Source organism: Microbacterium sp. NPDC019599, assembly GCF_040632175.1.
Lineage (GTDB): Bacteria > Actinomycetota > Actinomycetes > Actinomycetales > Microbacteriaceae > Microbacterium.
This window is the reverse complement of the sequence record NZ_JBEYBL010000010.1, coordinates 48,622-60,549: the sequence shown is the minus strand read 5'-3', so window position 1 is coordinate 60,549 and position 11,928 is coordinate 48,622. Positions and strand designations below refer to the sequence as shown.

The window sequence follows — 11,928 nt, the reverse complement described above, 5'->3', positions numbered from 1 at the left end:
GTGGTTGACCTGTGCTCGCGATGAGCCCGAAGACGTCGCATCTCGGCGCCGCGGCTCCCGAGGCGGGCACGCCGACGGGACCGGCATCCGTCTCCGGCGCCGGTCCCGTCCGCGGTGTCAGCGCAGCGAGGTCACCGCGACGACGGCCGAGCGCATCTGCCGCATGCGCCGCTCGTACGTCGCGGCGAGGAAGATGAGCAGCGCGCCGCCGATGCCGAGCCACAGCCACCACGGGACCGCGATGTACGCGGCCGACAGCCACGGCCACAGCTGCGCGATGCCGTGCACGATGACGACGATCGACCCGAGGACGAGCGGCGCCTGGAGGCGGAAGACCGCACCGACGACGACGAGTCCGACGCCCACGACGCCCAGCGCGACGACGCGCCAGAGGTCTGACTCGCCGAAGTCGTGCAGCAGCGACGGGATCGTCAGCAGTGCGATCCACGGTCCGAGCGCGGGCCACGTGCGCGTCGATGCGCTGCGGGCGAGCCGCACCGACCCGTAGGCGAGGCCACCGAGCGCCGGGGGCACCGTCACGAGCTCCACGGGGCTCACGCCGAACCGGAGGATCGCGACGAGGCCGAAGACGGCCGACGCCCCCGCGGCGACGACGAAGAGCGTCCAGTCGAACCTCGATCGCCACACGGCCCCGGCGACGGCGGCAGCCGTGAGAAGGGCCATGGTGAGCACCGTGCGCACGTCCTGGTCGGCGTCTGCCACGCCGAGCGCGGACTGCGCCTGCATGACGAGGCACTCCGCGAGCGCGAACGCGATCGCCGCGAGACCGAGCACGACCCCGGCCGCAGACCCCATCCAGCGCGCCGGCACGGCCCGCACCGCGGTGAGGATGACCGCGACCGCGATCGCGCCGCCGACGAGTGCCCAGAAGTCCGCCTCGAGCCCCGGCTGCCCCAGGAGGCTCACGAAGCGCACGCCGCACGCCGAAGCGGCGACGACGAGCCCCGCGATCGAGAGGACTCCCGCCACTCCGCTCCACCGGCGGATGCCCAGGAGCGCCGCGCCCACGACCCCGATTGCGCCGCCGAGCACTGCCGTCACCGCGGTCGTGCCCAGACCGCCGCCCGAGCGATCCAGCACGACGAAGACGAGCAGCGCCGCACCGACGGCGGCGAGCACCGTCGGGGGCCACGCAGGGCGCTCCTCGCGCGAGGTTGCGACGAGCAGGACGGCGACCGCGCCAGCGCCGCACGCGGCGGTCGTGGCCGCGGCCACCGCCGACGCGAAGGCCGGATCCGCGAGCGCCCGCACACCCATCGCGACAGCTGCGAGAGCCAGGACGAGGACGCTCGGCACCCGGACCCGCCACGCTTCGGGGACACGGGAGACGGATGCTGCTCCCGCCGCGACGAGCGTCGTGGCGATGACGGCCCACACGCGGATGGGCTCGGCTGGAGCGACGATGCTGGGAGCGGTCGCGAGGACGAGGCCGCCGAGCCACGCGTACGACTCGCCGCCGGGCCATGGGTCGCCGTCGCGGCGCCGGCGCAGCGTCGCGAGCACGACGCCCGCGAGGACCATACCGGCGGCCGGCAGCGAGACAGCCTCGATCTCCTCGACGCCGCCCTGCCAGATTCCGGCGCCGGCGACGACGAGGGCGCCTGCGAACGCCGTCCAGCGAGTCACGTCGGTGAGCGGCAGGCGGTGGGCCGCGGCCGCACCGAGGTGGAGCAGTCCGAGAACGCCGAGGGCGACCATCACCGCGACCGGCTCGTCGGACGACGACAGCAAGCCCAGGACCGCCGCGACGAGCGCCGCGGGCGGCACCACGAGCGCGTACGCCCTCGACCATTCGTTCTCGGGGCGCGCGAGAGTCATTCCCAAGCCCGAGGCGTACGCGACGGCCACGAGGAGCACCAGCCACAGGGCACCGAGCGGAGCTTCGTCGAGCGCCCGCTCGACTGTGCCGAGCCCGAGGCCTACGACAGCGGCGGTCGCGCCGACGACGGCCGTGGGGCGGATGCTGCGCACCGGCGGCAGCGCGAGCGCGAGGGCCACGAGCGCCGCAGCGACGGCGACCAGGGTGCCGCGCAAGGGGGTGCCGGTCCACCCTTCGATGGCGGGGAGCCACAGAGCCGAGGCGAGGCCCAGCGCGAGGGCGATCGCGGCCTCTCCGCGTCGGCGCAGCCACACGAGCAGCGCCGCGAACGCGACGAACACGACGCCGACGGGCACCGCCTCGACCTCGACCGTGAAGACCGCCTGCGGCGTCCCGTCGCCGAGCAGCGACACCCACGAGAGCACGAGCGCGATGACGGCGGGCCACAGCAGGAGCCGTCGCCAGGCCGACCGCAGCGGCACCCCCGGCGCGCGGGTCGCGAGGACGTCGTCCTCCGGCGTCGTGGCCGGCGCCGCCCAGCCCGTCGAGGCGGCGAGGGCGGTGAACCCGATCGCGACGAGTCCCCACGCCTGCCAGACGTGCTCGGCGCCGAGGGGCCAGATCACGACGAGCGCCGTCGCGACGGCTCCCGCATCGGCTGCGACGCGCGTGGCGCGCAGCTCGGCGGTGTCCTCCATGGCCAGGCCGGCCCAGGCGCCCACGCCGGCGACCGCGACGGCCCCCGCGAGCGGGATGATCGGGACGGCGTCCAAATCGCGCGCGCCCAGGATGCCGAGCACCTCGTGGATCGTATACCCGAGCGTCGGAGCCACGAGCGCTGCGGCGGCGTACACCGTCCTGCCCCGCAGCGGCGTGCGGCCGAACGCGACGATCGCGAACGCACCGACCAGGGCCGCGCCGCGGACGATCGCAAGGACCGGATCGCCGATCACGCCCCGGAGCGTCCCCGCGGCGTCCGAGCCGTCGACGAGGAACGGCATCCCGACCGCCGAGACGAGGTGCCTGATCGTCGCATCGCCGTAGATCCAGACCAGCGTCATCGCGACCACGGTGTACGACGAGACGGCGAGCGCCGTCCGTGCGGCGACCGTGATCGGGAGCAGGACCGCGAGACCGACCGCGGCGAGGCCGATCCACTGCAGCAGTGCGACGGTCACCAGCCACTCGGCGCCCATGGCTCCCGTGGCCGCGGCGAGCGCGCCCGGTGCGATGAAGGCCGACACGCTCGCGACGCCCACCGGCGTGAGGACCAGCGCGACCGACCGCGCGCCCGTCGGGCGCAGTATGAGCAGGAGGGCGATCGGCACGGCGAGAGCCGTCGCGATGCCGACGAGCCACAGCCACGGCGTCGCGAGGCCCGCCGCATAAGCCGTCGTCGCACCGATGCCCGCGGAGGCGACCCATCCGGCCCTGGAGCGTGCGCGCAGGAGCGCGAGGACGGCCGCCGCCGCGACGAGCACGCCTGCGCCAACGACAAGGCCCGGCACGGCAGTGCGGACGGCGGCGGCCAGCACGAGGAGAGCCGCACCCACGACCCGCACGTCGCGGAGGACCGGCCGGGCGAGGGTCGGTGCGAAGAAGAGCAGCACCGAGATGGCGGCGGCGGCCGGCAGAGCGAGGAACGGCACCGCGGTGTCGGAGACCGGAAGCGCCAACGGCTCGGTGTGCCACAGCATCCACTCGGACGAGATCGTCCGCCCGCCCTGCGCGAGCCAGACGACGATCGCTGCCGGCACCGTGAAGCCGGCGATGACACCCGACGTGATCCACGCCGGCACCAGTCCGCCACGCCGATGACGCAGCACATCGACCGCGACGGCGACGGCGACCGCGATGACGGGTGCAACGAGCACGTCGTACACCGGCTCGCCCGTGCGGTACGCCAGCTGGGCTGCCACGACGGCGATGCTCGCGACGGCGACAGACGAGGCGATCCCGCCCAGGACGCGGGCACCGGGGAGGGGCTCCGCCTGGCCGCGGGGCGTCAGGAGGAGCGCGTGGGCGGCGCCGAGGAGCGCCACCCCCGCCGTGGACCACACGACGACGGCCGTTCCGGTGGTGAGGACCGCCGCGCACGCGAACGCCGCCGTCAGAGACGCGACGCCGATCGAGGCGAGCACGATGCGCTCCGGCATCCCGTCACGACCGGACCGGGCGGACGACCACGGAGCGGGCAGCGCATGCAGGAGCCCTCCCGCGGACGCGCCGAGGAGCCCGGCGACGATCGACTCGGCCGGCGGAAGGGACAGCATCCCCCCGACCAGCAGTCCCGCTCCCGCGGGCAGGGCGAGTGCGGCCGCGAGGTCCGGGCCGCGCGGGCGTGACACGCGGGCCCACACGCGGCAGATCGCCCCGACGGCGAGCGCTGAGACGCCCGCGTACACAGCCGGGTCGCTGTCGCCCGTGCCGAAGAAGTCGTTGGCACGCAGCGCCCAGGCGTCCAGCGCCAGCAGGAGGACGCCCAGGGCCGCGATGCCCTCGGCCGTCGCGGTGAGCGAGCGGCGACGCAGGAAGGATGCGGTGACCATCGAGGCGAGCGTGATGCCGCCGATGATGAGCGCGCGGACGAGGATGCCCCACACGAACCACGCGTAGACGAGGAAGAAGATCGCCGCGACGCCGACGAGCGTCACACCCACGATGAGCAGGAGGATCGGCACAGACAGGCGGCGGCGCGGTGCGCGCGGGGGCGCCGCAGGGACGGATGCCGCGCTCGGCGGCTCGCCGGCGTCGCGTCGCGGAGAGCTCTGAGCGGCCGGCGGAGGCGGGGTCTCCGCGACGGGCGCAGGCGCGACGACGAGCGCCGACACGGCCGCCGGCTCAGGCTCGGTCGTAAGGGTCGCGAGCGACGCGGGGATGCCGGCATCCCTCTCCTCCACAGCCGAAGGCGCCACGGTCACCAGATCGGCGGGTCGGCCGGCCGACACGGCGGCTGCGGCCCGGAGCTGCGTCAGGCGGATCGCGTCCAGGATCTCCTGCCGCTTCAGCTCGAGCATCAGGATGTCGCCGCCCAGCTCGGTCACTCGGTAGACGCGGGGATCATCCAGCAGCAGGCCGCAGTTGCCGCAGACAGGTGGAGACACGGGCGTGAAGCAGGAGGGGCACCGCTCGGCATCGGCGAGCTGGTAGGGAGATGGCGGCCACAGGCGCGGCCGTTCCGGCGAATCAGACATCGCTCCTCTTTCCACAGACGTCTTCGTCCCCCCAGGGAAGGCGTCCATGATGGCAGTTGAGCTGCCGAGCGACCCGGAATTGTTGTGGACTGTTGATAACAGTTTTCGCGTGTCGCCTGTTCAGATCGGCCAATGGCCACGGCCTGTCCACCGTTCAGAGGACAGGGGTCGCGCATGCTAGACTGACTCTTTGTCTGCGCGCACTCCAGCACGCAGTTCGCGTTTCGTCTCGCTTCGCTCGCTCAACGACCGGTGCATCCGGGCGTCGGTGACGCGCGTCACGAAATGCAGACAAGGGATCTTGGGTGAGGCCGTCCGGCCTCACGGTACTAAGGAGACATCACTATGGCAGCAGTGTGCCAGGTGACTGGAGCAGTTCCCGGCTTCGGTCACAACATCTCGCACTCGCACCGCCGGACGAAGCGCCGCTTCGACCCGAACGTGCAGAAGAAGACCTACTACGTGCCCTCGCTCGGTCGTAAGGTCACCCTCAACGTGTCCGCCAAGGGCATCAAGGTGATCGACGCGCGTGGCATCGAGTCGGTCGTGAAGGACCTCATCGCGAAGGGTGTGAAGCTCTGATGGCCAAGAAGGCACAGGACATCCGTCCGATCATCAAGCTGCGCTCGACCGCCGGCACGGGCTACACGTACGTGACGCGCAAGAACCGCCGCAACAACCCCGACCGCATCGTGCTCAAGAAGTACGACCCGGTGATCCGCAAGCACGTCGAATTCCGAGAGGAGCGTTGATCCATGGCTAAGAAGAGCAAGATCGCGCGCAACCAGCAGCGCCAGGAGGTCGTCGACCGCTACGCCGCCAAGCGCGCCGAGCTGAAGAAGGCGCTCGTTTCGCCGACGTCGACCGACGAGGAGCGCGAGGCCGCTCGCGTGGGCCTGCAGAAGCTGCCCCGCAACGCGTCGCCCGTGCGTCTGCGCAACCGCGACGTCATCGACGGTCGCCCGCGCGGCCACCTCTCGAAGTTCGGCATCTCGCGTGTCCGCTTCCGCGACATGGCGCACCGTGGCGAGCTGCCCGGCGTGACCAAGTCGTCCTGGTGAGCATCACCGGCTGCTGATCGAAGCATCCGCGAAAGGGCGGGAGTTCCTCGGAACTCCCGCCCTTTCCGCATGCCGCGGCAGTCGACCTGAGAGCCTCCGTCGACCGATGCGCAACCCCCACGCCTGGTGACGGTGCGCGGATTACACTCGCCGGCGGGGAAAGGAAATGATCATGGGGATGCCGCTGGATCCGTTCTTCGCGGACAGGCTTCGCGTCCACCGTCGGCATCTGCGCGACAAGGCGGTCTCGGCGATGCGCGCGCGATTGACGACGATGCTGCCCTTCGGGCGGGCCGCCGTTCCGGCCGCCGCTGAGCGACCGCCCGCAGACGGCGTGTCCGAGCAGCTCGACCGCGCGCACGGCGCGTCGCCCCGACCCGGGCCCCGCGCTCGCGCGCGGGCCAAGAAGCGCGCGGCGGCGGTCGCCTGGGACCGCCGAGAGCTCAAGACGGTCGGTGTGCGGGGTCCCGGCATCCCCATCACGGAGCATGAGGTGGAGGTGGAGGGGCTGCCTGCTCTCCGTGTGCGGATCTATCATCCGCCGGAGCAGGACGGAAGCCTCGTGCCGGGATGCCTGGCGTTCTACGGGGGCGCGTTCCGCATCGGCGGCATCGACTATCCGACGACGGATGCCGGCTACCGGCGTCGCGCGGCGGACTCGGGTGTCGCCATCGTCGCGGTCGACTACGCGCTCGCACCCGAGCATCAGTACCCGACGCAGGTGGAGCAGGCGCATGCGGCGCTCGTATGGCTCTTCCGGCATGCCACGTCGCTGGGCATCAATCCGGACCGCATCGGGATCCTGGGCACCTCCGCGGGCGGCAACATCGCGGCTGCCCTGACACTCGTCAACCGCGACCGCACCGGCCTCCCGCTGCGGCTGCAGGTGCTCGAAGTGCCCGTCGTCGACCTCACGGGAGCCCACATCGACTTCGCGCCCACGCGGGCGCTCGGCATCCCGAGCTTCATCGCGCGGCGTGAGCTGCGCTCCGTCGTGAAGACCTACCTCCCGCGCGCGCGGATGGCGCGCGAACCGTACGCCTCGCCGCTGCTCGCCGAATCACACGAAGGCCTTCCGCCCGCCGTCATCCTCACCGCCGAGTACGACCCGCTGCGCGGCGAGGGTGCCGCCTACGCCGCAGCCCTCCGCCGATCGGGCGTCGAGGCGAGCGCCGTCCAGTACCTCGGCGTCACACACGACACCCCCATCTTCGCGGGGGTGCTGCCGGCCGCCCGCAGGTGGCATACCGACGTCGTGACGGCGCTCCGGCTCCTGCACGGCTGACGGATCCCTCTCAGAGGGCATGCGCATGCAGAAGGCCCGGAGCGTGCGCTCCGGGCCTTCCTCTCCGTATCCCACCGCGGACACCGGACCCCGGGCGAGACGCTCTCGCCTCTCGCCCCGGATCCGGCCTCCGAGGAGGGCGGATGCTACTTCGCGGCCTCGACGACCGCGTGCGACGTCGCCCACTCGAGGGCGTAGTCGGCGACCTCTTCCCAGCCGTCCTGGCTGACGATGCGGTGGGTGCGTCCGGGCCACTCCTTGTAGTCGACGACCGCGGGGCTGCCCGTCTTGTGGTACTTCTTCACGATCGCCTTGCCGATTGCCGGCGGCACGACGTGGTCGATCTCGCCGGTCATGATGAGCAGCGGAGCGCGGTCGCTGCGGTCGTAGTCGACGTGGGTCACGCCGCCCTTCTCGTTGAGCACCGACGAGACGCCCTCGAAGAAGACCCGGTTGTAGGAGTTGACGGCGTACTGCTCCCAGATCTTGTCGGACTCGCTGCGGGGCAGGTCGTTGCCGAACGTGAAGTGGAAGTGGCGCTTGGACAGCGGCTTGGCGCCGTTGCGGCCGAAGGGGTTGGAGAGGATCGGCGTGCCCGTCCACAGCGTGGACAGCGGGAGCGTCGTGACGCCGGCGGTCTGACCCGGCTCGACGCCGACATAGGCGACGCCGAGGCCGCGGTCGGCGAGCATCTGCGTGATGACACCGCCGAACGAGTGGCCCATGATGATCGGCTTCTCCGGGAGGGCCCGGATGATGCGCTCGTAGTTGTCGGCGATCTGCTTGAGGCCGATCCCCTTCAGCGCCTCGGGGTTGCTGCGGATGTCTTCGACCGTGCGGTCGTCGATTCCGGGCCAGCCCGGGACGATGACCTCGTGGCCCTGAGCGCGGAAGCGCTCGGCCCATGTGTCCCAGCTCGTGGGCGTCATCCAGAGGCCGTGGATGAGGACGATGGGGGTCTTGGTCGTGGTGGTCATTTCGATCTCCTGAAGTGGGGTTGCGGTGGTTGCGGTGGGTGTTGCTTCGGGGTTCTGAGCCCTGTTCCTCCGGCTCATGTGTCCGATGGTAGACCGAACGTTCTATCTACGCAAGACTATTCCCAGAAAATCTTGAGAATCTCTCCGGACGTGTTCGCGGCGCAGGGCCGATGAGACGATGGAGGGCAGGGGGACAGCACATGAGCACGTCGACGGATGCTGTTGCATCCAGCAATTCACCGGCTCGGCAGCGCCTGCTCGAGGCTGCGACCGACCTCTTCTACAGCGAGGGGATCCACTCGGTCGGGGTGGACCGCATCATCGAGGCGGCAGGCGTCACGCGGGCCACGATGTACAAGCAGTTCGAGGGCAAGGAGGGGCTCGTCCTGGAGTACCTCCGCGGCGAGGACTCGCAGCTGCGCGGACTCTTCGCGCAGGCCGCGGGCGCGTCCGACGACCCCGACGTCCTGCTCGAGCTCGTGATCGAGGGGATCGCGGCCGACATCCGCGACCGCCACACGCGCGGCTGCCCCTTCATCAACGCAGCCGCCGAGTACCCCGACGAGGGTCCGGTCCGTGCGCTCATCGGGGACCACCGGGAGTGGTTCCGGGCGACGCTGCAGCACCTCGCAGAGGCGGCGGGACTCGTCGAGCCGACCGAGGTCGCGGCATCCCTCGTGCTCCTGCGCGATGCCGCCCTCGTGGGCGGATACCTCGACGGAGAGGACCGCGTGGCTCCTGCTTTCGCCCGCACGGCGCGCGGCGTCATCGCGTCGCATCGCCCCTGATTCGACGCCACATCGGTCACAGAAATCACATCAGCCACTCGACACGCCGGTGAGAACGTCGAAAATCCGCAGAAATCCGCGGATCCACGGTCATCTCGGCTAGGTTCGAGGCGGTCGATCCGACCAGCCGGGGGGCATGCGCCACTCGGTCCGAGCAATGAAAGGCGGCAGTTCCGCCGCCTCGGAGGACAACCACATGGCCGACAAGTCCATCACCAAGACCGAACTCGTCGCGAGCATCGCCAGCGCGACGGGCCAGAGCCAGTCCGCGGTGTCGGGCGTGCTCGACTCGCTCTTCTCCACCGTCGCCGAGGCCGTCGCCAAGGGCAACAAGGTCTCGATCCCCGGCTGGCTCGCCGTCGAGCAGGTCGCCACGTCGGCCCGCACCGGCCGCAACCCGCAGACGGGCGAAGAGATCAAGATCCCCGCGGGCAAGCGCGTCAAGGTCACGGCCGGCTCGAAGCTCAAGGCTGCGGTGAAGTGACGCGTCTCGGCTCAATGCGAGCGTAGCCCGCGTTGAGGCGAGTCGGGTCAGGTTGAGTAGGCCGCCGAAGGCGCCCGTACCGAAACCTCTCCGACTTCATCGAGAAGGGGATGCCGCACTCGCGGCATCCCCTTCTTGCTGCCCGGCGGCCGCGGTGGCTCCGCCCGCCGGCGGCCCGGGAGGACCCGGTGCCCGGCCCGCTTAGGCTTGATGGGTGAACCCCCGTGCGCTGCGGGCCGCCGGCCCCGCGATCCTCGTCGCGGCCGCGCTGGCGGCGCTGGTCTGGGGGCTCGCGTACGGCGGGGGAGCGGCCCCCCTCGCGATCGGCGATCCCGGACCGTTCGTCCGCTGGGGTCTGCCGACAGCGCGCCTCGTCGTCAACCTCTCAGCGGCCGGCATGGTGGGCGCCCTCGTGACGGCGCTGTTCGCCCTCAAGTCCGGTGAGCGCGAGTTCGACGCCGCACTGGACGTCGCCTCGATCTCGGCGGCCGTCTTCACGATCGCGGCGGCCGCGACCGGATTCCTCACGTTCCTCGACGCGTTCAACCCCGAGGTCAGTGCGGCGCCCGAGTTCGGCGCGCAGCTCGGCCGCTACCTCGTCGAGACCGAAGTGGGCCGGACGTGGCTCATCACGATGATCGCGGGGGCGGCGCTCACGGTGCTCGCCTTCGCGGTGCGGGGGTGGACAGCATCCTTCTTCGTCGCCCTCCTCGCGGTCGCGTCGCTCGTCCCGATGGGCACGCAGGGCCACTCCGGCGAGGAGGCGAACCACACGGCCGCCGTCATGGCGCTCGTGCTGCACATCATCGGGGCGGCGGTGTGGCTCGGCGGCCTCGTGCTGCTCGTCGTCATCCGGCCGATCGTCGGCAACGAGCGCATCGCAACCGCACTCGCCCGGTACTCGAGCATCGCGCTCGCCTCGTTCGTCGTCGTCGCGATCGCGGGCACGGTGCGCGCGGCGATCGGCGTCGGCTCGTGGGCGGCACTCGCGAGCCCCTACGGCGTCATCGTCCTCGTGAAGGCGGCGGCCCTCGTCGGCATCGGAGTCCTGGCAGCCTGGTACCGCAGGCGGCTGATCGGGCGGATGGACGAGCCCATCCCCTCGAGGCGCTTCTGGTCCCTCATCGTCCTCGAGCTCGTGTTCATGGGCATCGCGAGCGGTGCTGCAGCGGCCCTCGCCCGCACGGCTCCGCCGACCAACTCGGCGCTGCCGGAGATCCGCACGCCGGCGGAGATCCTGACCGGTGCGCCGCTGCCGCCCGAGCTGACGATCGAGCGGTGGCTCACGTCCTGGGACGTCGACCTGCTGTGGGCGTTCGCGGCGGGCTTCGGCGTCTTCTTCTACCTCGCCGGCGTCTGGCGGCTCCGGCGCCGCGGCGACGCGTGGCCGCTGCATCGCACGATCCTCTGGGTGCTCGGGCTCGTGCTGCTCTTCTGGGTGACGTGCGGTCCGGTCAACGTCTACCAGGACTACCTCTTCAGCATGCACATGGTCGGCCACATGCTGCTGTCGATGGCGGTGCCCGTGCTGCTCGTGGCCGGCGCGCCCGTAACGCTCGCGGCGCGGGCGATCCGCAAGCGCGAGGACGGCACGCGCGGCGGCCGGGAGTGGATCCTGTGGGCCGTCCACTCGCCGTTCGCACGCGTCGTGTCGCATCCGTTCGTCGCGGCGGGGCTGTTCATCGGCTCGCTGTGGCTGTTCTACTTCACGGATCTCTTCCGCTGGTCCCTCTACGACCACCTCGGGCACGAGTGGATGGTCATGCACTTCCTCATCACGGGGTACCTGTTCGCGCTGTCGCTCATCGGCGTCGACCCCGTGCCGTACCGCCTGCCGTACCCCGGGCGGCTTCTGCTGCTCATCGGCATCATGGCGATGCACGCGTTCTTCGGCATCGTCCTCATGATGCAGACGGGACTCATGGTGTCGGAGTGGTTCGGCGCGATGGGCCGCACGTGGGGAGCCACTCCGCTCGAGGACCAGTACGTCGGCGGCGGCGTCGCGTGGTCGATCGGCGAGATCCCGACGCTCATCCTCGCGGTCACGGTCGCGATCCAGTGGAGCCGGACCGACGACCGCCAGCAGCGCCGCCGCGACCGCCACGCGGACCGGTCGGGGGATGCCGAGCTCGAGGCGTACAACGCGCGCCTCGCCGCGCTCGCCGAGCGCGACGCCCGCGCAGGCCGCTGACGCACAGCATCCATCCTTGCCCGCGAGACTTCACGAATGTCACGGAGCGGGCGTCGTAGCGTGACATTCGCGAAGTCTCGCGGATCGGCGCCGACGGGCGGGGGCGGA

9 protein-coding genes are annotated in these 11,928 nt (G+C 71.4%); 7 read left to right on the top strand and 2 right to left on the bottom strand.

Annotation, left to right across the window (positions count from 1 at the left end; genetic code table 11):
• Positions 1 to 117: 117 nt before the first annotated feature.
• A complete protein-coding gene (locus tag ABZ477_RS15835; RefSeq protein ID WP_360135151.1) occupies positions 118 to 5,034 on the bottom strand; it encodes a hypothetical protein in 4,917 nt (1,638 codons plus the stop codon).
• Between the two features lie 345 nt (positions 5,035 to 5,379).
• Here ABZ477_RS15835 and rpmB point away from each other — a divergent pair, with 345 nt between their 5' ends.
• The 4 genes from rpmB to ABZ477_RS15815 all read left to right on the top strand — a co-directional run bounded on the left by rpmB (position 5,380) and on the right by ABZ477_RS15815 (position 7,380).
• Positions 5,380 to 5,616 (top strand): 50S ribosomal protein L28, encoded by a 237-nt coding sequence (gene rpmB / locus ABZ477_RS15830; RefSeq protein ID WP_228179498.1) that lies wholly within the window; start codon positions 5,380 to 5,382, stop codon positions 5,614 to 5,616.
• Positions 5,616 to 5,786, top strand: a complete 171-nt coding sequence (rpmG, locus tag ABZ477_RS15825) for a 50S ribosomal protein L33 (protein ID WP_091485856.1) — start codon at positions 5,616 to 5,618, stop codon at positions 5,784 to 5,786. The genes rpmB and rpmG overlap by 1 nt, the downstream gene beginning before the upstream one ends.
• Positions 5,787 to 5,789: 3 nt before the next feature.
• Positions 5,790 to 6,095, top strand: a complete 306-nt coding sequence (gene rpsN, locus ABZ477_RS15820; RefSeq protein ID WP_360135147.1) for a 30S ribosomal protein S14 — start codon at positions 5,790 to 5,792, stop codon at positions 6,093 to 6,095.
• Between the two features lie 172 nt (positions 6,096 to 6,267).
• Positions 6,268 to 7,380 carry an alpha/beta hydrolase gene (locus ABZ477_RS15815; protein ID WP_360135144.1) on the top strand — a complete coding sequence of 371 codons (1,113 nt, stop codon included), beginning with the start codon at positions 6,268 to 6,270 and terminating at the stop codon, positions 7,378 to 7,380.
• Positions 7,381 to 7,526: 146 nt separating this feature from the next.
• Here the strand turns inward: ABZ477_RS15815 and ABZ477_RS15810 are convergent, their stop codons facing one another.
• Positions 7,527 to 8,357, bottom strand: a complete 831-nt coding sequence (locus tag ABZ477_RS15810; RefSeq protein ID WP_360135141.1) for an alpha/beta hydrolase — start codon at positions 8,355 to 8,357, stop codon at positions 7,527 to 7,529.
• Positions 8,358 to 8,557: 200 nt separating this feature from the next.
• Between ABZ477_RS15810 and ABZ477_RS15805 the strand changes: the two genes are divergently transcribed.
• From ABZ477_RS15805 to ABZ477_RS15795, 3 genes are all read left to right on the top strand, one after another.
• Positions 8,558 to 9,145 (top strand): TetR/AcrR family transcriptional regulator, encoded by a 588-nt coding sequence (locus tag ABZ477_RS15805; RefSeq protein ID WP_360135138.1) that lies wholly within the window; start codon positions 8,558 to 8,560, stop codon positions 9,143 to 9,145.
• Positions 9,146 to 9,341: 196 nt separating this feature from the next.
• The gene (locus ABZ477_RS15800; protein WP_360135135.1) at positions 9,342 to 9,629 is read left to right on the top strand and encodes an HU family DNA-binding protein; all 288 of its coding nucleotides are present in this window, start codon (positions 9,342 to 9,344) and stop codon (positions 9,627 to 9,629) included.
• A 214-nt stretch (positions 9,630 to 9,843) separates the two neighbouring features.
• A complete protein-coding gene (locus tag ABZ477_RS15795) occupies positions 9,844 to 11,820 on the top strand; it encodes a cytochrome c oxidase assembly protein (protein ID WP_360135132.1) in 1,977 nt (658 codons plus the stop codon).
• Positions 11,821 to 11,928 lie beyond the last annotated feature (108 nt).

Excerpts from the sequence above, each read along its gene's own strand:
- ABZ477_RS15800 (WP_360135135.1), top strand. The coding sequence starts at position 9,342 with ATGGCCGACAAGTCCATCACCAAGACCGAACTCGTCGCGAGCATCGCC.
- ABZ477_RS15805 (WP_360135138.1), top strand. The coding sequence starts at position 8,558 with ATGAGCACGTCGACGGATGCTGTTGCATCCAGCAATTCACCGGCTCGG.
- rpmB (WP_228179498.1), top strand. The coding sequence starts at position 5,380 with ATGGCAGCAGTGTGCCAGGTGACTGGAGCAGTTCCCGGCTTCGGTCAC.
- rpsN (WP_360135147.1), top strand. The coding sequence starts at position 5,790 with ATGGCTAAGAAGAGCAAGATCGCGCGCAACCAGCAGCGCCAGGAGGTC.
- ABZ477_RS15835 (WP_360135151.1), bottom strand. The coding sequence starts at position 5,034 with ATGTCTGATTCGCCGGAACGGCCGCGCCTGTGGCCGCCATCTCCCTAC.
- rpmG (WP_091485856.1), top strand. The coding sequence starts at position 5,616 with ATGGCCAAGAAGGCACAGGACATCCGTCCGATCATCAAGCTGCGCTCG.
- ABZ477_RS15810 (WP_360135141.1), bottom strand. The coding sequence starts at position 8,357 with ATGACCACCACGACCAAGACCCCCATCGTCCTCATCCACGGCCTCTGG.
- ABZ477_RS15815 (WP_360135144.1), top strand. The coding sequence starts at position 6,268 with ATGGGGATGCCGCTGGATCCGTTCTTCGCGGACAGGCTTCGCGTCCAC.